Source organism: Micromonospora sp. MP36, assembly GCF_008119785.1.
Taxonomy (GTDB): Bacteria; Actinomycetota; Actinomycetes; order Mycobacteriales; family Micromonosporaceae; genus Micromonospora.
The window spans coordinates 1-20,427 of the sequence record NZ_VSFA01000029.1 but is presented as its reverse complement, the minus strand read 5'-3'; the positions used below and the strand labels follow the sequence as shown (position 1 = coordinate 20,427).

The following is a 20,427-nucleotide window of genomic DNA, read 5'->3' as shown; positions in this document are numbered from 1 at the left end:
CCCGGCGCCGCCCGAATCCGGCGGGCGCCCGGTGATCGCGGCCGACAGCGGGCCGGGTCAGCCGATCCGGCCGCCGGATCCGGCCGGGTCGATCGCGCGGCGCGTGCTGATCGTCTCGGCCGACATCGGGGGCGGGCACGACGCCACCGGCCGGGCGCTCGAGGAACGCGTCCACGCGCTCTGGCCGGGTAGCCGGGTGGGCTGGGTGGACACCCTCGACGCGATGGGTCCGGGAGTCGGGCCGACCTTTCGTCGCACCTACCTCACCAATGTCGGGGCGACGCCCTGGTTGTACGAGTTCTTCTGGTCCTCGCTGTGGCGGCACCGGTGGTTCGCCGACGCCTCGAAGTGGTTCACCGGTTCCTGGGCCGGCCGACGGCTCGCCCCGGTCATCGAGGCGTTCGACCCGGACCTGATCCTCTCCACCTACCCGATCGGCAGTGCCGGGCTGGCCTGGCTACGGCGGCACCGCGGTCTCGGCGTACCGGTCGGGGCCTGGGTGTCCGACTTCGCCCCGCACCCGTTCTGGGTGTATTCACAACTGGATCTGGGAGTGGTGGTGCACCCGGCGGCGGTGCCGGTGGCGGCGGTCGCCGCCCCGGGCGCGGCGCTCGGGGTCTGCGCGCCACCGGTGCTGCAGCGGTTCCGGCCCGGTGACCGGGCCGAGGCGGCCCGGCGCTGCGGTCTCGACCCGGACCGGAAGGTGGTGGTGGTCGCCTGCGGCTCCTACAGCCTGGGCTCGGTCGAGGAGGCGATCGCCCCGCTGGTCGGCATCGGGGACGCGGTGCAGGTGGTCGCGGTCTGCGGACGCAACGAACAGCTGGCCGACCGGCTGGCGCGGCTGCCCGCCCCGGCCGGCAGGCTGGTGGTGCGCGCCTGGGTCGAGGACATGCCGACCCTGCTGCAGGCCGCGCACCTGCTGGTCACCAACGCGGGCGGGGCGACCGCGCTGGAGGCGTGGGCCAGCGGCACGCCGGTGGTGATGTACCGGCCGATCGCCGCGCACGGCGCCGCCAACGCGGCGTTGATGACCGCCGCCGGGCTGGCCGAGACGGCCCGCGACCCGGCCGCGCTGGTCGCCGTCGTCCGCTCCCGGCTGGTCGGCCCGCACCCGCCCCACCCGCTGCGCGAGCCCCACCCCCATCTGCCGGACCTCGGGCTGCCGGCCGTCGCCGGGGCGCGCTCGCCGGTCGAGGCAGCGCCACCCGCCGGCGACCGCCCGACCCCGTCTCCCGGTGGGCCGGCCGGCCGCCGGCCGCCCAGCTGGCCCCTTCGCCCACAGGACGCGTTCTTCCGGTACGTGCAGTCGGCCACGGTGGCCCAAGAGATCGGTGTGGTGCTGGAGTTCGGGCCCCGGCCCGACGGCGAGGCCCTGACCCGCGAGGATCTGGTCACGCTGCTGGCGCGGCGGCTACCCGCGATCACCACCCTGCGTCGCCGGCTGGTCAGCCGGGGGCCCGGACGCCGGCCCGGCTGGGTCGTCGACCGGTACGTCGATCCCGCCGCCCACCTGGCCGAGGCGCGGGTCGCGCCGGGCGACGACGGCAGCGCCGCCGTGGACCGGTTCTGGTCCCAGCCGCTGGCCCTGGACCGGCCACCCTGGCAGATCCTGCTGGTCGGCGGGCTGCCGGACCGGCGTAGCCGGGTCGCGGTCAAGCTGCATCACTGCCTCGGCGACGGGCTGTCGGCGATCGGGGTCCTGCAACGGCTGCTCGAGCCGGCCACCACCCCGGCGGCGAAGCCGGCCGGATGGGCACCGGCCCGACCGGCGCGGGACGGGGCGGGGAAGGGTGACCGGGTCCGGGACACGGCGCGTCGGGTCGCGCTGACCGCACGCGGGCTGGCCCGCCTGGCCGCGCAGGGGCCGGCCCCGGCCACCGAGCTCAACCGCCCGCTGAGCTCACCGCGCCGGATCCTGGTCACCGCCACCCTGCCCGCCGCCGAGGTGTTGCGCGCGGCCCGGGCCTGCCGGGCGCACGCCAGCGAACTCATGCTGGCGCTGACCGCCGGGGCGCTGGGTCGGGTGCACCCCACGCCGGCGCCGCCCCGGCTGCGGGCGATGTTCGCGGTCTCCCGTGACCTTCGCCGCCGGGCGCCCACACAGGGGAACTGGACCGGTGCGGTCACGCTCGACCTGCCGGTGCGGCGCATCCCGCCCCGGTTCCGGGTCGCCGTGGTCCGGCAGTCGCTGCGTACCGCGCTGCGCAGCGGGGAACCCGAGGCGGCCGGCCTGGTCATGCGGGCGATGGGGGCGCTGCCCGCGCCGCTGCACGCCGCCCTGGCGCGGCGGTTCTACAGCAGCCGGCACCTCAACGTGATCGTCTCCTACGTCCCGGCGCCGCTGCGTCCGCTGGAGGTGGCCGGCGCGCCGCTCCGGTCGGCCACCCCGGTGGTCCCGCTCGCCGAGGGGGTGCCCGTCGGGGTCGGCATCCTGCGCGGCGGTGACACCTTCGAGGTCGGCGCACTGCTGGACGCGTCGCTGGCCGAGGTCGGCCCCGCGTTCGTCGCCGCCCTGCACGCCGAACTGGCCCAGCTGCTCGCCGAGGCCGACCGCGCGCCGGTCGCCGACGCCCGGACGGTCGGCGCCCCGGCGGTGAGCGCTTCGGGGCCGCCGCGGCGGGCTCCGGCGCCGCCGGAGCCGCCGCCGTGCGGCTGACCGGCGCGGTGGTGCTGGTCACCGGCGCCTCGTCGGGCATCGGCGCCGCCCTCGTCCGACGGCTGGCCGACGCGGGAAGTCAGGTGGTCGCCGCCGGTCGGGACCCGGACCGACTGGCCCGGCTCGCCGCCGAGACCGGCGCCACCACGGTGCTGACCGACCTGACCCGGCCCGGCGCCGGCCGGGAACTGGCCGAGCGGACCCTGGCCCGGCACACCCGGGTGGACGTGCTGGTCAACAACGCCGGCATGGGCTGGGCCGGCCCGTTCACCGGGATGGCCGACCCGCTCCCCGACGAGCTGCTCGCGGTGAACCTGCGCGCACCGATCGAGCTGACCCGGGCGCTGCTGCCCGGCATGTGCCACCACGGCGGCCACCTGGTCTTCGTCGGCTCGATCGCCGGGCGGCTCGGGGTGGGCGGGGAAGCGGTCTACGCGGCCAGCAAGGCCGGGCTGGACGCCTTCGCCGAGAGCCTCCGGCTGGAGCTGGCCGGCCGCGGAGTGACCGTCAGCACGATCGTGCCCGGGGTGGTGGATACCCCGTTCTTCGTCCGCCGGGGGCAGCCGTACCACCGGAGCCGGCCGAGACCGCTGCCACCGGAGCGGGTGGCTGCGGCGTTGACCGAGGCGATCGCCCGGAACCGGGCCGAGGTGTACGTCCCGGGCTGGCTGCGCCTGCCGGTGGCCGTACGCGGGCTGCTGCCCGCGCTGTACCGCAGCCTGGCCACCCGGTTCGGGTGAACCCGGCCGTCGGTGGGGCTGGATCTCAGCCGCCGCGTACCGCCCGCAGCGACTGCCGCAGCGAGGACATGGTCGCCAGCACCGCGGTCGGTTCGTGCCCGCAGTGCGCCATGCAGTTGGCGCAGCGGTCATCGCGGCCCCGCCCGTAGCTGTCCCAGTCCGTGGTGTCGAGCAGCTCCCGGTAGCTGGCGGTGTAGCCGTCGGCCATCAGGTAGCAGGGCCGTTGCCAGCCGAGCAGCGAGTACGACGGGATGGCCCACGCCGTGCAGGGAAAGTCCACCCGACCTTCCAGGAAGTCCAGGAACAGTGGGGAGTGGTTGAGCCGCCAGCGAGCCCGCCGGCCACCGCCGAAGGCCTTGCGGAACAGCTCCCGGGTCTCCGTCACGCCCAGGAAGTGGTCCTGGTCCGGCGCCTTCTCGTACGCGTACGCCGGGGAGAGCATCATCTCGTCGACCCGCAGGTCGTCGTTGAGGTAGTCGAGCACCTCGATGACGGTCTGCGGGGTGTCGGTGTTGAAGAAGGTGGTGTTGGTGGTGACCCGGAAGCCGCGCCGCTGCGCCTCCCGCACGGCCGCCACCGCGGCGTCGAAGACCCCGTCCTTGCACACCGACGCGTCGTGTCGTTCCCGCAGCCCGTCGATGTGCACCGTGAAGGCGAAGTACGGCGACGGCCGGAACTTGTCGATCTTCTTGGGCAGCAGGACCGCGTTGGTGCAGAGGAAGACGTACTTCTTCCGGCGCACCAGTTCGGCGACCAGGGTGTCGATCTCGGGGTGCATGAGGGGCTCGCCGCCGGCGATGGAGATCATCGGCGCGCCGCACTCCTCCACGGCGGCCAGTGCCTGTTCCACCGGCATCCGGCGCTTCAGCAGGTCCGCCGACTGTTGGATCTTGCCGCAGCCGGCGCACTTGAGGTTGCAGGCGAACAACGGCTCCAGCTCCAGCAGCAGCGGGAACCGCTTGCGCCCGCGCACTTTCTGTTCGACCAGGTACCTGGCGATCCGCAGGCTCTGGCGCATCGGCATGCTCATGGCTGGCGTACCTCCTTGGGAAGGGTGAAGCTGACGTCCTCGACGGCTGCGGTGTGCTCGCTCACCTCCCGGGCACCGAGCGCGGTGAGTGCCGCGACGAGCTCGTCGACCAGACCGGGCGGCGCCGACGCGCCGGCGGTCACCCCGACCGTCGTGGCGCCGGCCAGCCAGCGCAGGTCCACACCGCCCACGTCGTCGACCAGGTGGGCCCGCGCGCCGGCCCGCTCGGCCACCTCGACCAGTCGGCGGGAGTTGGAGGAGTTGGTCGACCCGACCACCAGCACGACGTCGGACCGATCGGCGACCGCCGTGATGGCCCGCTGCCGGTTGGTGGTGGCGTAGCAGATGTCGTCCGAGCCGGGCCCGGTCAGCGCCGGGAAGCGCCGGCGCAGCGCGTCCACGACGCCCGCCGCCTCGTCCACCGCCAGCGTGGTCTGCACCAGATAGGACACCCGGGAGGGGTCGGTCACCTGCACCGTCTCGGCGGCGGCCGCGTCCGGCACCAGCCGGATCCGCGCGGGCGCCTCGCCGAGGGTGCCCTCGGTCTCCTCGTGGCCGGCGTGCCCGATCAGCAGCACCGTGTCGCCCCGGCCAGCGAACCGGCGCGCCTCGGCGTGCACCTTGGTCACCAGCGGACAGGTGGCGTCGATGACCGGCAGCTGCCGGTCGGCGGCCTCCTGGCGTACCGCGGGCGACACGCCGTGCGCGGAGAAGATGGTCAGCGCGCCGTCGGGCACCTCGTCGAGTTCGTCCACGAAGACCGCGCCGCGGGCCCGCAGATCGGCGACGACCCGCGCGTTGTGCACGATCTGCTTGCGGACGTAGACCGGCGGACCGTGCCGGCGCAGCGCCTGGTCCACCACCGCGATCGCCCGCTCCACCCCGGCGCAGAACGAGCGCGGCGAGGCCAGCAGCACCTGCTCGACGCTGCCGGCGGCCGCCGCCCACTCGGCCAGTGCCGCCGCCACCGCGGGCAGCACCCGCAGCGCGGCGCGGATCCGGCGGAGCGTGGCCGGTCGGTACAGCGGTCCGGCCGCGGTGTCGGCGACCACCCGGACGCAGGCGGCCGGACGGTCGGCGCAGCCGGCCAGCAGCCACGCCGACTCCAGGTCGGCGACGAGCGCGCCGGTGCCGGCCAGCCGGGCCCGGGCCGCGCCGTCGACCAGCCGCGTCGTGGTCAGGACGGGACCGAGGTGCACCCGCAGCCCGCGACGACGCAGGGCGGCGGCGAGCAGGGCGGCGGCCGGCATCGGCAGCACGTCCGGCCCCGGGTGCCCGGCCCGCGGGTCGGCGCGTACCTCGGTGGCCACCACGACGTCGCCGGCAGCCAGGCCGGGAGCCAGCCCGCCGCCGATGCCGGCGACCGCGACCGGAGTCGCCCCGGTCGGCCGGCCGGCGGCGACCGACCGGGCGCGCCGGATTCCGGCGCCGGTACGGCGCAGGGCCGGCCACCGTCCCGGATCGAGACCGGTCAGCCCCCGCCGCAGCGCCGCGGCCTCCGGCCGCATCGGCGCGTACAGGGTCCACGCCGGATCGGGAGGTACCGCTGGCTCGGTCACGGCACCACCTCGGCGGTCAGGCCGCCCCGCGCGTTCAGGATCCGGCCGAGCGCGCTGATCGGGAAGACCAGCCGGTACATGCCGTAGTTGATGTAGAAGTCGCCGGGGAAACCGGTCCCGGTGTAGTGCGGCTCGTCCCAGCCGCCGTCCGGCCGCTGCGTGTCGACCAGCCAGCGCATCCCGCGCTGCGCCGGTTCCCCGGAGCCGTGGCCGGCCGCGTGCAGCGCGAGCAGCGCCCAGGCGGTCTGCGAGGCCGTGGATTCGCCCCGCCCGATCCAGGACGGGTCCCGGTAGGAGCGCATGTCCTCGCCCCAGCCGCCGTCCGGGTTCTGGTGTGCCAGCAGCCAGTCGACCGCCGCCCGGATCGCCGGGTGTCCGGGCTTGACCCCGGCGGCCACCAGGGCGGGCACCACCGCCCCGGTGCCGTAGACGTGGTTGGCGCCCCAGCGGCCGAACCAGGAACCGTCCGGCTCCTGGGCCCGCAGCAGCCAGTGCACGCCCCGGCGTACCGGCGGGGTGCCGGCGAAGTTCTCCGCCGCCAGCGCCTCGACGACGTGCGCGGTCACGTCCGCGCTGGGCGGGTCGATGACCTCGCCGAAGTCGCAGAACGGCAGGTCGCCGACGATCGCCCGGGTGTTGTCGGCGTCGAAGGCGGCCCAGCCGCCGTCGCGGCACTGCATGCCGAGCAGCCAGCGGCTGCCCCGCAGCACCGCGCCCTCCGCCGGTACGGCGGTCCGCCGCAACGCCATGATCACCTCGGCGGTGTCGTCGGTGTCGGCGTACCCGTCGTTCTCGAACTCGAAGGCCCAGCCGCCCACCGGGGCCGCCGGCCGGCGGATCGCCCAGTCCCCGCGTACCCGGATCTCCTCCTGCAGGAGCCATTTCCCGGCCCGCTCCAGCGCCGGATGCCCGGCCGGCAGCCCGGCGTCGGACAGCGCGGTGACCGCGAGCGCGGTGTCCCACACCGGCGACTGGCACGCCTCCAACCAGCGCACCGGGCCGTCCGGGGTCTGCTCGCGCACCGTGAACCGGTCCAGCCCGTCCAGTCCGGCCCGCAGCACCGGGTGGTCCAGCGGATAGCCGAGCAGGTGCAGCGCCATCAGCGAGTAGACCCAGGGCGGTTGGATCCCGCCCCAGGAGCCGTCGGCCTCCTGGCGGGCCACGATCCACTCGGCGGCCCGGCGCAGCGCGTGCCGGCGCGCCGGTCCCCGGGCGATCCGCTCGTAGCCGCTGGCGAGCCGGTCCAACCGGTGCAGCACCCCGGCCCGGGACCGCAACCGGGGCGGCCGCGGTGCCGCCGCGGGCGTGCGCAGCTCGTCGACGTCGAAGCCGAGTTCCCGCACCGGGCGCAACGCCCGGACGATGGACAGCGGGACGATGGTCTGCCGGGCCCAGCACGCGAAGTCGTAGACGTTGAACGGCATCCAGTGCGGCAGCAGCACCAGCTCGGGCGGGACGGCCGGCAGCTGCGACCAGGGCCAGTGGCCGAACAGGGCCAGCCAGAACCGGGTGAACACCCGGCTCGCCGCGAGCCCGCCGTGCGCGCGGACGAACCGGGCGGCGGCGGCGAGGTGCGGCGCGTCCGGCGTGTCGCCGGCCAGCCGTAGCGCCAGGTACGCCTCGACGGTGGTGGAGAGGTCCCCCGGCCCGCCGTGGAAGGTGGCCCACGAGCCGTCCGGGCGCTGCTGGGAGCGGATCCACCGCGCCGACTCGGCGGTCTGCTCGGCGGTCCGGATGCCCAGGAATTGCCGCAGCAGCAGGTCCTCGGCGTCCATGGTGACGTTCGTGGCCAGGTTCCCCTTCCACCAGCCGGCGTCGTCCTGCAGCCCGAGCAGGTGGTCCCGGGCGCGGCGCAGGGCCTCCCAGGCCGGGTCGGACGCCGTTGCGCCCGGCCGGGTCGCGATGGCGGTGGGCTTCGGCTTCGGCGACAGCAGCTCAGTCATCAGTGATCCCGTCCGGTGGTGAAGGTGGCGATATCGACGAACTCGTCGCGCACGTCGTCGGGCAGGTCGAGCGCGTCCAGTTCCGCGCGGGCCCGCTCCGTCTCCTGCCACGCCCGCTGCGCCGTCCAGTCCCGGGCGCCGGTCGCCTCGATCAGCGCGCTCGCCCGGGCCACGTCGTCGTCGGTCAACGGCTGCGGCGACCGGTACAGCTCCGCCAGGGCCCGGGCGGCCGCCTGACCGCTGGTCACCGCCCGCACGACCGGGATGCTCCGCTTGCGGGTCCGCAGGTCCGAGCCGACCGGCTTGCCGGTGCGGCGTGGGTCCCCCCAGATGCCGAGCAGGTCGTCGACGAGCTGGAAGGCCAGTCCGAGGTGGCGCCCGAAGCGGGACAGCCCGTCGACCAGGCCGGGCGGGCCGCCGCAGAGGATCGCCCCGAGGGCGCACGAGCCGGCCAACAGCGCGGCGGTCTTCTGCTCCGCCATCCGCAGACACTCGTCGAGGGTCACGTCGTCGCGCCGCTCGAAGTCCAGGTCGGCCGCCTGCCCGGCGACCAGCGCCCGGATGTCCACCGCGAGTCGCCGGGCGGCCGGGCAGCCGCCAGGGGTCTCGGTGAGCACCTCATGGGCCAACCCGATCAGCGCGTCGCCGGCGAGGATCGCCGGGCCCACCCCGAACACCGTCCACGCGGTCGGCCGGTGCCGGCGCTCGGTGTCACCGTCCATCACGTCGTCGTGCAGCAGGGAGAAGTTGTGCGCCAACTCCACGGCGGCGGCGGCCGGCACCCCGGCGGCCGGCTCGGCGCCGGTGGCCCGGGCCGACAGCAGCGCCAGCGCCGGGCGCAGCCCCTTGCCCTGGCAGGCGGCCGGTGATCCGTCGGCGTCCCAGTAGCCCAGCTGGTAGCCCCCGACCAGGCGGTTGCCCGGGTCCAACCGGTCCAGCAGGGCCCGGATCGCCGGCTCGACGTAGGTCTGGATCTGGTCCGTGCTGCGACTGCGTGCGACGGTCATGATACGGCCTCCGAGTGGTGTCGGGGCCGGGACAGGAGTTGGCGGGCGACGATGTCGGCGGCCTCCTCGCCGCTGCGTACCGCGCCCTCCATCGTGTCCGGCCAGCCGGTGTCGGTCCATGCGCCGGCCAGTACCAGCCCCGGGAGGCGGGTGGCCGGACCCGGCCGGTACGCCCGGGTGCCGGGCGCCTGCCGGAAGGTGGCTTTCGGCTCCCGGGTCACGAACGCGTCGCGTACCGGGGTGTGCCGCGCGGCCGGGAACAGGTCGGCGAGCGCCTGCCGCTGGGTCGTCACCAGCTCCGCCGCCGGCCGCTCGATCTCCGCGTCGGCGGCGGACAGCGACACCACCAGATGCTGCTCGCCGTTCATCCCCGGCTCCGACCGGTCGAAGATCCACTGCGCCGGGGACTCCACCGCGGCGGCCATGCCGAGGTCGGTCACTTTGGTGGCGTAGCGCAGGTGCACGTTGACGATGGGTGCCGCGCCCAGCCGGTGCCACTGCTCGGCGGCGGGCGCGGCGAGGGGCGGCACCAGCGACGCGGCGGCCTGGTGCGGCACGGCCAGCACCACGCCGTCGGCGTCCAGCTCGCCGTCGCCCAGGCCGATCCGGAATCCGGTCGGCTCCGGCCGGATCCAGCGGACCCGCGCCCGGGTGTGGACCCGGGCGCCGAGCCGGTCGAGCAGCCGACGGCCGGCAACGCCGTGCAGCTCGGTCAGCGGGACGCGGGGCCGGCCGATGTCACCGGCGTCCGCGGCCTCCAGCAGCCCGGTGCGGAACACCCGAGCGGCCAGCGCCAGTGACGCGTCGGTGCTGGGCAGGTTCAGCGCCGCCACGGTGATCAGGTCCCAGAGTCGCCGGACGGCCCGGCGGCTCTGGCCGTGCGCGGCGAGCCAGTCGCCGAAACTGCGCTCGTCGGTGGCGGGCAGGTCCGGGTCGACGTTGCGCAGCGCGGCGCAGGCCCGGACGGCGGCGATCCGTTCCGCCGGGCTGAGCAGCCGGTATCCGGCCAGCGCCGGCAGCAGGTGGGCGGGGGCCGGCAGCCGGCGGCGGGCCAGCACCTGCGGCCGGTGTCCCGGCAGCAGCACCGGCACCGTGAACCGCGGCTGCAGGTCGGTGTCGCCCGCCGTGCCGAGCCGGTCCAACAGCCGACGGTAGGTGTGGTAGCACCGCAGGAAGACGTGCTGGCCGGTGTCCACGCTGAGGCCGTCGCGGCGGAAGGAGTAGGTCGCCCCACCCAGTTCCGGCCGGGTCTCCAGCAGCGTCACGGACAGGCCGAGGTCGGCGAGCCGGATCGCGGCGGCGATCCCGGCCAGCCCGCCGCCGATCACGCACACCGTGCCGGATCCGCCTCCCGGCTGCGCGGCCGGCCCGGTCATGCGCTACGGCCGACGAGAGCGCGCGCCGCCACCCAGGCCTTCTCCCGGCCCGGCAACGACACGCGACTGCGGGTGACCGCCAGCGGATCGGCCGCGATCCGGGTGAGCAGGCGGCGGTAGATGCCGGCCATCGCGGCGGTGCAGGCCGCGCTGCGCCGGTCCAGCATGGGCAGCAGCCGCAGGCCGACGTCGTACCAGCGCGCGGCCCGGGCCGCCTCGAAGCGCACCAGCTCCACCAGCCGCTCGGGCGCGTCGGCGAAGCCGGCCCCGTCCAGGCGGAGGGTGCAGCCGAACCGGTCCAGGTCCTCCGCCGGCAGGTAGACGCGGCCGCCGGCCCGGTCCTCGACCAGGTCGCGCAGGATGTTGGTCAGCTGCAGGGCCACGCCGAGCGCGTCGGCCAGCGGGGCGGCCCGGCCCGGCTGGCGGGCCCCGAACACGCCCAGGGAGAGCCGGCCGATGGATCCGGCCACGCAGCGGCAGTACCAGAGCAGGTCGTCGAAGGTGGCGTACCGGCGGCCGGTCACGTCGGCGGCGCACCCGTCGATGAGCTCGTCGAAGGCGGCCAGCGGAATCGGCATCCGGGTCGCGGCGTCGCCGAGCGCGGCGAGCACCGGGTCGCCGCCGCTGTCGCCGGGCAGCCGGTGCAGGGCGGCTCTGGTCCGGGCCAGCGCGTCCAGCTTCTCGTCGGGCGGCAGCGTGCCGTCGCCGATGTCGTCGATGCGGCGGGCGGCCGCGTAGATGGCCGACAACGCCCGCCGTTTCGGCGTCGGCAGCAGCCGGATGCCGTACGCGAAGTTGGCCGCCTGGCTACGGGTGATCTGCTCGCAGTGCCGGTAGGCGGCGTCGGTCCGGGTGGTCGTCGTGGTCATCCGGCGCTCCGCACGGTGGCGGCCAGCCAACTGCCGAGGATGTGCCGGCGGCGGGGCCGGACGGTGACGGCCAGCGGGTCGTGGTCGGCGGCGGCGAGCGCGTCGAGCGTCGCCCGGCCCCCGGCCAGGTAGCCGCCGACGGCGAGCCGGCCCCAGCCGTGCAGGGCCGGCACCAGTGGGGCGCCGGCGTCCAGCCAGGCCCGGGCCCGCTCCGCCTCGAACCCGATCAGCTCCCGCAGCTGCCGGCCGGCGGTGCCGCGGGCGAGGTCCGCCTCGGTGACCTCGAACCGTTCCATGTCGGCGGCCGGCAGGTACACCCGGCCACGGCGGTGGTCCTCGGCCACGTCCTGCAGGTGCTCGACGATTTGCAGGGCGGTGCAGATCCGGTCGGACAGCGCGACGGTCGCCGGGTCCGCCTGCCCGAAGACGTGCAGGACAAGCTCGCCGACCGGGTTGGCGGACAGGGTGCAGTAGCCGACGAGCTGCTCGAAGGTGGCGTAGTGGGTGACCTGCTGGTCGACCCGGTTCGCCTCGATCAGCCGGACGAGCGCGTCCAGCGGCAGCCGGCACTCGGCCACGGTGGGCGCGAGGGCGCGCAGCACCGGGTGCCGCACGTCGGCGCCCGCGTAAAGGGCGCGCAGCTCGGCCTCGACGTCGTCCAGGGCGGCGAGCCGGTCGAGCCCGTCGGCCAGCGGTTCGTCGCCCAGGTCGTCGACATGGCGGGCGTAGCCGTACACCGCGAGAAGGTGACGGCGGTACCGCGCGGGCAGCACCCGCAGGGCGACCGGGAAGTTCTCCTGCGCCCGGGCCTGCTCCAACCGACGTATGTCAGGGGCGATGGCTGGTGGACTCATCCCTGGTTCTCTCCCTTCTCTGGACACGGGCGGCGGCTCATCCGGCGAGCGGGGTCAACCGGCTGTGGACGCTCGCCCGTACCCGCCGCGACGCCTCCCGGCTTCCGGTGCCGACCCACGACAGCCGGCGCAGCACGTCCGCGCAGATGCCGTGGGGGTCCAGGCCGTATTCGGCGAGCAGGCCGGGCCGGTCGCCGTGCGGCACGAACGCCGTCGGCAGGCCGAGGGCGCACACCGGCGTGGCGACGGCGGCGTCGGCGAGGCTCTGGGCGACGGCGCCGCCCACCCCACCCTCGCGGACCCCGTCCTCCACGGTGACGACCAGGGCGTGGTCGGCGGCCAGCACGGCGAGTTCCGGGTTCACCGGGCGTACCCACCGGGGGTCCACCACGGTGCACTCGACGCCGCCCGCCGCCAGCAGGTCCGCCGCCCGCAGCGTCGGCCCGGCCATCGCCCCGACGGCGACCAGCAGCACCTGCGCACCCGCCGCCCGGCGCAGGACGTCCACTCCGGCGATCCGCTCCACCGGCGGTATGTCGTGGTCGACGCGAGCCTTGGGGAACCGCAGCACCGTGGGTCCCCGGCGCTCGTCGACCGCCTCCCGCAGTTCCTCGCGCAGCGTGGCCGCGTCGCGTGGGGCGGCCACCCGCAGGCCGGGCACGGTGCCGAGCACGGCCAGATCCCACATGCCGTGATGGCTCGGCCCGTCCGGGCCGGTGATCCCGGCCCGGTCGAGCACCAGGGTGACCGGCAGCCGGTGCAGCCCCACATCGAGCAGGACCTGGTCGAACGCCCGGTTCAGGAAGGTGGCGTAGACCGCCACCACCGGGTGTTTGCCGCCGAACGCGAGCCCGGCCGCCGACGTGATGGCGTGCTGTTCGGCGATGCCCACGTCGACGGTCCGCTCGGGATAGCGCGCGGCGAAGCCGGTGAGTCCGGTCGGGCCGAGCATCGCCGCGGAGACCGCCACCAGGTCCGGGCGCTGTCCGCCGATGGCGACGAGTTCCTCGGCGAAGACGTCCGTCCAGGTGCGGCCGGGTGAACCGGTCGGCTGCCCGGTGGCCGGGTCGACCACACCCACCGTGTGCAGCCGGTCGGCCTCGTCGGCCTCGGCCGGCGGGTGGCCGTGCCCCTTGTGGGTGACACAGTGCACCACGACGGACCGGTCCGACTCCTGGGCGTGCCGCAGCGCCGCTTCGAGCCGGGCGACGTCGTGCCCGTCGATCGGGCCCAGGTAGCTCAGGCCCAGCGCCTGGAAGAACTCCGAGCCGGCCGTTGACCCATCGCGCCGGTCCGGTGACCCGGTGCGCAGCGACGCGAGATGCGCGGCCAGGCCGCCCACGGTCGGCGCGTACGAGCGGCCGTTGTCGTTGAGCACGACCACCACCCGGCCGGGTGACGCGGCCAGGTTGTTCAGGGCCTCCCAGGCCAGGCCACCGGTGAGGGCGCCGTCGCCGATCACCGCGACCACGGTGCGGTCGGGCCCGTCCAGGGCGTACGCCCAGCACAGCCCGGTGGCGTAGGACAGCGCGGTGGAGGCGTGCGAGTTCTCCACCAGGTCGTGCGGCGACTCGGCCCGCCGCGGATAGCCGGACAGCCCGCCCGACCCGCGCAGCTGGGCGAACCCCGCCTGGCGGCCGGTGAGCAGCTTGTGGACGTACGCCTGGTGCCCGGTGTCGAAGATGATCCGGTCGCGCGGGGATTGGAACACCCGGTGCAGCGCGATGGTCAGCTCGACCATGCCGAGGTTGGGGCCGAGGTGCCCGCCACGGCGGCAGACCGCCTCGACCAGGAACGTCCGGATCTCCCCGGCGAGCAGCCGGAGCTGGTCGTGGGTGAGCCGCCTGAGGTCGTCGGGCTGGTTGACGGTGTCGAGCAGGGACATCATCTCTCCGTCCGGCCGGTCGTGCGCGAACCCAGCGGCCACAACCCCGTCGGCAGCGGCCGGCCGGGCGTCGATCGCCCCCCGGCAGCGGGGCGTTGCACCTGCGGATGCGGTGATCCGGCCGTGGGTGGTGCGGGTGGCGCCGTGGGCGATGGAGTCACCTGGAACATGTGCAAACCGAGCATAACCATGCTGATCACCCCTACCGCTTGAAATCGCTTCTAATGCCTCGCTCAGAGCGCGCTGGCCTCCGCCCGCCGGGCCCCGATCAGCCGTTCGACGTCCGGTCCGACTCCGCCGCGGTGGCCACGTCGACCGGATAGCTGCGGCGAGCGGCGATCATGATCAGGCCGTTGGCCGCCAGCGGGATCAGCATGATCAGGAACGCGTTCCGCAGGCCGATGCCGCTGGAGCGCCCGGCCGGGCCGCCGAGCTGGTCGGCCAGCCAGCCGAAGGTGGCCGGGGCAGCCGCCTCGGCGGCCAGCCGCAGGACGGTCCGCAGGCTCTCCGCCCGCCCCCACAGCCGGCCGGGAACGATGTCCAGCCGGGCAGCGTCCAGCGGCGGGTTGGCCACCGCGAGCGCACCGGCGCCGAGCGCGATCAGCGGGAGCGCCACCACCACCGAGCTGGACCACACCCCGGGCACGAACAGCAGCGCGGCGGCGACGTAGCCGACGGCCGGCACGACGATCCGGACGCCGGTGTGGCCGCGGGCCAGCGCCCGGTCGGTGAGCCGGCCGGCGAGCACCGTGCCGGCCAGCGCCACCACCCCGATGAGCGGCACGAGGGCGCCCAGCGTCGTCTGCGGAACGCCGAAGTGCCGGACGGCGAAGACGACGATGAACGTGCGCATGCCGGCGAAGAAGAAGTAGCCCATCGACGAGGCCACGATCAGCAGCCGGTTCGTGGGGATCGAGAGCAGGTAGGCGGCCGCCCGGCTCAGGGACCACCCGTTCGGATCACCGGTCAGCACCCGGTCGCCCGCCGGCGCGACCCCGCTCGCGGACACCGCCGCCTGTGCCCGACCGGTGGGCTGCTGCCCGGAATCCGGTCGGCGGCCCGGCTCGGCGGCGTCCTCGCTGGGCGGCAGCCGGCTGGCGCCACCCCGGGCGGGCTCGGGCAGCAGCCACCAGAGCGCCACCGACAGGCCCGCGCTCGCCGCCGCGAGCAGGAAGAACGCGTACCGCCAGGAGTACGCCGCCGCGATCTCGCCACCGGCCAGCAGGCCGGCACCGGCGCCGATGAGCTCGCCGGCGAGGATCCAGCCGAGCACTCCCGCGCGCTCGGCGGGTGGGATGAAGTCGCCGGTCAGCGAGACCACCACGGGGCCGGCTGCGGCCACGGCGGCGCCGAGCAGCAGTCTGGACAGCAGCAGCCACCCGTAGCTGGGCGCGAGGCCGCCGACGGCCATGGCCGCGGCCCACAGCGCTGTGGTGATCACCAGCAGCCGGACCCGGTTGGTCCGGTCGGCGAGCACGCCCAGCGGCACGGAGGCGACAGCGCCGACGCCCGATGAGGCCGTGGCCAGCAGGCCGAGCTGGGCGTGGCTGATGCCGAGGTCCGTCTCCAACTGGTTCGCCGCCGCGCCGAGTGTGCCGGTGTCCGCACTGTTCAGCGCCAGCGCTCCGCCCAGCAGCACCACGACCCGGATCCGGCCCGGGCCACCGAGCAGCCGGACTGCCGCGCGCGTGAGCACCCGCCCCGGCCCGCCGCCCGGGCGCCGGTCGTGGCTGCCCGCAGCCGGCCCCGCCATGATCGCTCGATCCGCCCCCGCCCGGCACCCGGGTGAGTGCCCACCCTGACTCTGGCCGACCGGCGGGCCGCCGGTGTCGCATTCCCCGAGCGGGCGGGATGACAAGCCGCTCCCCGGTGACCCGGGCGGGGCGCACTGACCGCGCCCGGCCGGCGGATCAGCGACCCGGGTGGCGGCTACAGGTCCGCGCAGCCGGTCTCGTCGGGCAGCAGCGGGCGTGGTGCCACCTGCCACACCCGACCGGCGCTGCGCCAGCGCGTCTCGGCACCGGCCGTGGCCGTCTCCCGACGGACCGTTTCCAGGTCGGCGCCGCGCAGCACCAGGCAGCTGGCGCCGGCTCCCGTGCCCGTCAGGGGCTCACCGGCCAGCGTCGGCAACGGCCAGGGCCGGGCCGGTTCCGTGGGATCGGCGGGCGTGGCGACGACCGCCACGGCCGCCGGCCGGTACGGCACCAGCGACCCGGCGGCGTAACCGGCGAGCGCCGCCCGCAGCCGCGCGGCGGCCGGGTCGGAGCGGGGGAGGGTGACCGTGCGCGGCCCGCCGGTCGCGCCGACGACGACCCGGACGACCGGCGCGTCCGGGCCGTCGACCGCCGCATGGTCCGGCAGCGCGGCCGCGTCGCGGAACAGATCGCGTACGCCGTCCGGCGGGACCCGGTCCTCGCGCAGTTGCGGCCAGCCACCGGAGGGCCCGGCGGCGACGCTGATCAGCCGGCCGTCACCGAACAGGGAGAAGCTCGGGGGTACGGCCGCGGCGCCACCGGGCGCCAGCATGCCGGGCAGTTCGCTCAGCCGCAGCACCAGCGCCTCACCACCGGTCGGCGGCTCCGGTTCCCCGCCGCCCCGGCCGGCGCAGCCGGCGGTTGTCGCCGCTGCGGCGAGCACGGCGAGCAGGGCCAGCGTTCTGCCTCGGTGCATCGGATCGCCCTCCCGGGTCGCGGTCACGCCGGTCGGACGCCACGACGGTGCCGCCGGTTCCGTCCGGGCCGGAGCGCGCCGGGGACGGACGGCGGTCCGGGGACGCCATGGTCGGCGCCCCCGGACCGGTTGTTCCGGAATGGTCCCGACGATCAGGACCGGGTGAGGGTGTAGTTGCCGGAGCCCGCCTTGTTGATCACGACGACCCCGTACCAGGCGCTGCGGATGGGGGTGAAGGTGATCGTCTCGGTCGCACCGGCCCCGCCGCTCGTGGCGACGGCCACCGCGCTGGACCGCGAGCGGATCCAGGTGCCGGAGTTGGCCGGGTCGCTGTCCAGCACGAACAGCTCCGCGTCCTGGCCGGTGTTGGTGGTCGCCACCGAGATGGTGACCGGCACCCCGACGGTCAGGTAGGTGTCCCGCACCGTGGCCACGTTGTTCGTGCCCATGGTGATCGTGCTGCTGCCGGCGTTCAGGACCGCGGCGCCCTGGGCGAGTTCGATCCGGTAGCCACCGCCGCCGGAGTAGTTGACCACCCGCGGGTAGTAGTCACCCAGCGCCCGGCGGTTGGAGTCGACCGCGACGAAGTCGACGTTGGTCCCGCCCTGGGCGCTGCCGGCCAGGTAGGCGCCCTGCCCCCGGTCGTCCCACAGCTGCAGGTCCAGGTCGCCGGAGTTGGGCTTCAGCGCGACCACCGACCAGTAGTTCCACGAGGTCGAGTAGCCGAAGTTGTGCGGCGGGACCGGCGCCGGCCGGGTGAGCGGGGCGTAGTTGCCCAGCGGGTCCCGGAACTGGTAGTCAATCGTGTTCTGGTAGACGGAGGCGAGGGCACCGGAGTCGGCCACGTTGAACCCGTCAGCGGCGCGCTGGGCCCAGAAGTCCGCGAAGTTCACCGAGTTGTGCCGTCGGGAGGTGGTCCAGATGTTCAGCGGGCCTTCCCCGTACCGGTCCCAGGTCGCCTCGTTGGCGTAGTCGGTGATGTCGATCAGGGCGCCGGCGATCCGGCCCTCGGTCGTGTCACCCTCGCCCCAGCCGTTGCCCCAGCTCGCGTTCTCCAGGTTCAACGAGGCGCCGTTCGGCCAGCGGTAGAACGGATCGTTGTAGACGGTCGCCGGGAACCACTCGGCCCAACCCTCGGTCCAGGCGCACCCCGCGGAGCTGGCGCCGGTGATGCTGTGCGGGCTGCAGTTGGGCGCGGACGGGAAGCTGTCGTTGTACAGGTCGTCCATCACCGCGTGGCCGATCTCGTGCACCACCGTGACGGGCGCGTTCGGGTCGTCGGCGGCGAGGTGGACCTGGTTGTCGCCGGTGTTGTAGTAGGTGCCGTCGGTCGAGTCCGGGGCCCAGTTGATGACCACCTGCCGGCAGCTCGTGTCGTCCTGGTCCCAGCAGAGGTTGTTCGGCTTCGGGATCCACAGCCAGGCGTCGTTCGCGGCGTCGAACGCGTGCAGGCCGCGCTGCAGCGCGCCGTCGGCGGCGGTGAGCGAGCCGAGGTTCAGCGTGCTCCCGGTGGGCACGTCGTTGGTCGTGCCGGTCTGGAAGGACAGCGGGTTGCCGCCACGCTGCACCCGCCACAGCGAGTTCGAGCTGATGAAGCGGAGGTAGATGTCCGCGGTGCCGCTGTCCGGCCAGCCCTCGACCTGCGAGTCGAAGCAGATGTTGTAGTTGCCGTTGGCGTCGGTCACGCCGGTGGCGAGCAGCGAGTCGCCGAAGGTGTCGTCGTCCCAGACCTGCACCTGGAAGTTCATCTGGTTGTGCCAGCTGCCGTTCTGGTCCTGGTAGCTCCAGTTCCCGGCCACCCGGGTGTCGCACGCCGCCTGCGGGCTGATCGCGGTCAGGCCCTTGGCCGCGGCCTCCGCCCGCGCCTCGCCGGCAACCCGGTCCACGCCGACGCTGCGCGGCTTCTGCCCGGCCAACCGCGGGGCGCGCGCCGCGGTAGGTACGGGCTTGGTGGCGTTGTCGCCGGTCGGCGTGGCGTGGCCGAGCCGGGACACCCCGGGCTTCTCCCCGATGGTCAGGAAGACGTCGTCCTGACCGGCCTGGACGTCCTTGCCGTGCGGAGCGGTGGCCCGCACCTGGATCTGCACCTGCCCCGCCTTGACCGCGCGGACCACGCCGCTGAACGCGAAGCGGTCGTCGGCGCGCAGCGTGCGGGTCGTCCGGGCGACGGAGACCGTGCCGGCCCGCTCGGGCAGGGTGCTCTTGCGGTCCTGGGCACCGAACTCGGCCGGCGTCTGGACCCACTCCAGCTCGGCCGGCAGGGTGACGCTGATCTCGCTCGGTCCGATCTTGCCCTGGCCGCGCACGGTGACCCGGAGGGTCGCGGTCTCGCCCACGGCGGGAGTGCGGTCCAGCTTGGCCTCGACGCCGAGGCAGCTCAGCGTCTCGTCCTTGAGGCTCTTGCTCGCCGACGGGCGCAGCCCACACGTCTCGCCCCGCGCCGGCTGGTAGGCGGGGGTGGCACGCGCCTTCGCGGCGTCGTTCGGGTCCGCGGCATACGCCGGACCGGTGCCGACCGCGAGTGCCACCATCGCGCCCGACACGAGCACGGCGAACGCCGTTCGTGCGGGCCCGGTGGCCTTCGTGCTGAACATTCGTGTTCCTCTCGCTGATGCTGGGCCGTGGTCGGGCCCGCGTCGACCGGGCCATTGTTTGGCCCCGAGTGAGCATTGATATCGGCGCGCCTTTCGGTAAAGCCTTTGACCGGTTAGTGACACGTCGACCGAAGACAATGGACAGATTCCGTTGACAATCCCGACTCATCCGACCGAATGGCGGTCGCTAGCCGTCCGAACGTCCGATCGGGCGGCGGCGTACGCCGCCTCCTGCGGTCGGCGGCCGCTTCGTGGACAGCGGTGCGTCGACTCATAGCAGGCCAGTGCGACCTTGGCAGCAACTGGGAAAGCCGTGGCGGTGTCGGTCATCGGACGCGGCCGGTTCCCGCCGGCGGGAATTGTGGTGGCGGCAGTTGGCGATATTTGTTATCGACAGGATTTCCGGCCGGGGCGACCGGCTGCGGCCTGCGGCGATTCGACACATGCGGGGCGGCACCCGGACGAGGTGGGTGCCGGATCGGACCCGGGGAAAGGGATTGCGGCCTGGCAATTGGTGAGAATGGGCGCACGATATTTGGAAAGTCGGGCGTGGTGCCCGTCACATCTATGCGAACTTCTCAAGAACGGCGGGACAACCGAATGCTGCTCAGTGGGAAGGCCCCGACCACGATCTGGGCCTTCTCATTGACGGTACGGATGGACGTCCGGGATGGACGCCCGCCGAGTCGCGGCGCGAGAAGGGATCGCTCAAGCCGTGCCCCGGCAATCCGGAGTCACCGCACGACGCGCGGGTAGAGGCGCGCGGCGATGACGACGAGAAGCACCAGCGAGCAGATCAGCACCGCTCCCGTTCCCGGCGAGCGTCCTCGAACGGCCGGTGGTGTGGCGACTTGCCAGCCCCGGCGATGATCGAGGCAGCGACATTCCGTCGGAAGGCAGGTCTCTCGTGGAAGTCACCGGCATCCTCTCCGCGATCATCGTCGGTCTGATCATCGGCGCGTTGGGCCGACTGGTCGTACCCGGCAGGCAGAGCATCCCGATCTGGCTCACGGTGCTCATCGGCGTGGTCGCCGCGGTCCTCGGCACCCTCGTCGCCACGGTGCTCGGCGTGGCGGAGACCTGGGGCATCGACTGGATCGAGCTGGCCCTCCAGGTCATCTTCGCCGCGATCGGCGTCTCGATCGCGTCCAACTCCTACCGCCGCCGCTGAATCACCGTAGCGCCGCCGGCCCGCCAGCGGGGCTCCGCGTTCGTCGGTGTTGGGCGCGGCGGAGAGCTAGCTC

Annotated in this window: 14 protein-coding genes; 3 read left to right on the top strand and 11 right to left on the bottom strand. The window is 74.7% G+C overall.

Annotated features, from left to right (window positions below):
• The first annotated feature begins 103 nt into the window (after positions 1-103).
• Together FXF52_RS20040 and FXF52_RS20035 are read left to right on the top strand one after the other, a co-directional pair.
• Positions 104-2,656 carry a wax ester/triacylglycerol synthase domain-containing protein gene (locus tag FXF52_RS20040; protein WP_148798791.1) on the top strand — a complete coding sequence of 851 codons (2,553 nt, stop codon included), beginning with the start codon at positions 104-106 and terminating at the stop codon, positions 2,654-2,656.
• Positions 2,647-3,396: an SDR family oxidoreductase gene (locus tag FXF52_RS20035; protein WP_148798789.1), complete on the top strand. Its 750-nt coding sequence runs from the start codon at positions 2,647-2,649 to the stop codon at positions 3,394-3,396. Before FXF52_RS20040 ends, FXF52_RS20035 begins: the two co-directional genes overlap by 10 nt.
• A 25-nt stretch (positions 3,397-3,421) precedes the next feature.
• Here FXF52_RS20035 and hpnH read toward each other — a convergent pair whose 3' ends face one another.
• The 11 genes from hpnH to FXF52_RS19980 form a co-directional block, all read right to left on the bottom strand.
• Positions 3,422-4,426 (bottom strand): adenosyl-hopene transferase HpnH, encoded by a 1,005-nt coding sequence (gene hpnH / locus FXF52_RS20030; RefSeq protein WP_148798787.1) that lies wholly within the window; start codon positions 4,424-4,426, stop codon positions 3,422-3,424.
• Complete coding sequence (ispH, locus tag FXF52_RS44090) at positions 4,423-5,985, bottom strand: 4-hydroxy-3-methylbut-2-enyl diphosphate reductase (protein WP_222870583.1); 1,563 nt, start codon at positions 5,983-5,985, stop codon at positions 4,423-4,425. The genes hpnH and ispH overlap by 4 nt, the downstream gene beginning before the upstream one ends.
• Positions 5,982-7,928 (bottom strand): squalene--hopene cyclase, encoded by a 1,947-nt coding sequence (gene shc, locus FXF52_RS20020; RefSeq protein ID WP_148798785.1) that lies wholly within the window; start codon positions 7,926-7,928, stop codon positions 5,982-5,984. The genes ispH and shc overlap by 4 nt, the downstream gene beginning before the upstream one ends.
• Positions 7,928-8,935, bottom strand: coding sequence for a polyprenyl synthetase family protein (locus tag FXF52_RS20015; protein ID WP_148798783.1), 1,008 nt, complete (start codon positions 8,933-8,935; stop codon positions 7,928-7,930). The genes shc and FXF52_RS20015 overlap by 1 nt, the downstream gene beginning before the upstream one ends.
• The gene (gene hpnE / locus FXF52_RS20010; protein WP_148798781.1) at positions 8,932-10,311 is read right to left on the bottom strand and encodes a hydroxysqualene dehydroxylase HpnE; all 1,380 of its coding nucleotides are present in this window, start codon (positions 10,309-10,311) and stop codon (positions 8,932-8,934) included. The genes FXF52_RS20015 and hpnE overlap by 4 nt, the downstream gene beginning before the upstream one ends.
• A complete protein-coding gene (hpnD, locus tag FXF52_RS20005) occupies positions 10,308-11,180 on the bottom strand; it encodes a presqualene diphosphate synthase HpnD (protein ID WP_148798779.1) in 873 nt (290 codons plus the stop codon). The genes hpnE and hpnD overlap by 4 nt, the downstream gene beginning before the upstream one ends.
• A complete protein-coding gene (gene hpnC, locus FXF52_RS20000; RefSeq protein ID WP_148798777.1) occupies positions 11,177-12,034 on the bottom strand; it encodes a squalene synthase HpnC in 858 nt (285 codons plus the stop codon). The genes hpnD and hpnC overlap by 4 nt, the downstream gene beginning before the upstream one ends.
• A 37-nt stretch (positions 12,035-12,071) precedes the next feature.
• Positions 12,072-13,919 (bottom strand): 1-deoxy-D-xylulose-5-phosphate synthase, encoded by a 1,848-nt coding sequence (locus tag FXF52_RS19995; protein WP_148798775.1) that lies wholly within the window; start codon positions 13,917-13,919, stop codon positions 12,072-12,074.
• 268 nt (positions 13,920-14,187) lie between these two features.
• Positions 14,188-15,672 (bottom strand): MFS transporter, encoded by a 1,485-nt coding sequence (locus tag FXF52_RS19990; RefSeq protein WP_148798773.1) that lies wholly within the window; start codon positions 15,670-15,672, stop codon positions 14,188-14,190.
• A gap of 176 nt (positions 15,673-15,848) precedes the next feature.
• On the bottom strand, positions 15,849-16,589 hold the full coding sequence (locus FXF52_RS19985) for a hypothetical protein (protein ID WP_148798771.1): 741 nt from the start codon (positions 16,587-16,589) through the stop codon (positions 15,849-15,851).
• 152 nt (positions 16,590-16,741) lie between these two features.
• Positions 16,742-19,183 carry a hypothetical protein gene (locus tag FXF52_RS19980; RefSeq protein ID WP_148798769.1) on the bottom strand — a complete coding sequence of 814 codons (2,442 nt, stop codon included), beginning with the start codon at positions 19,181-19,183 and terminating at the stop codon, positions 16,742-16,744.
• 907 nt (positions 19,184-20,090) lie between these two features.
• Here FXF52_RS19980 and FXF52_RS19975 point away from each other — a divergent pair.
• On the top strand, positions 20,091-20,354 hold the full coding sequence (locus FXF52_RS19975) for a GlsB/YeaQ/YmgE family stress response membrane protein (RefSeq protein WP_148798767.1): 264 nt from the start codon (positions 20,091-20,093) through the stop codon (positions 20,352-20,354).
• Positions 20,355-20,427: the final 73 nt, after the last annotated feature.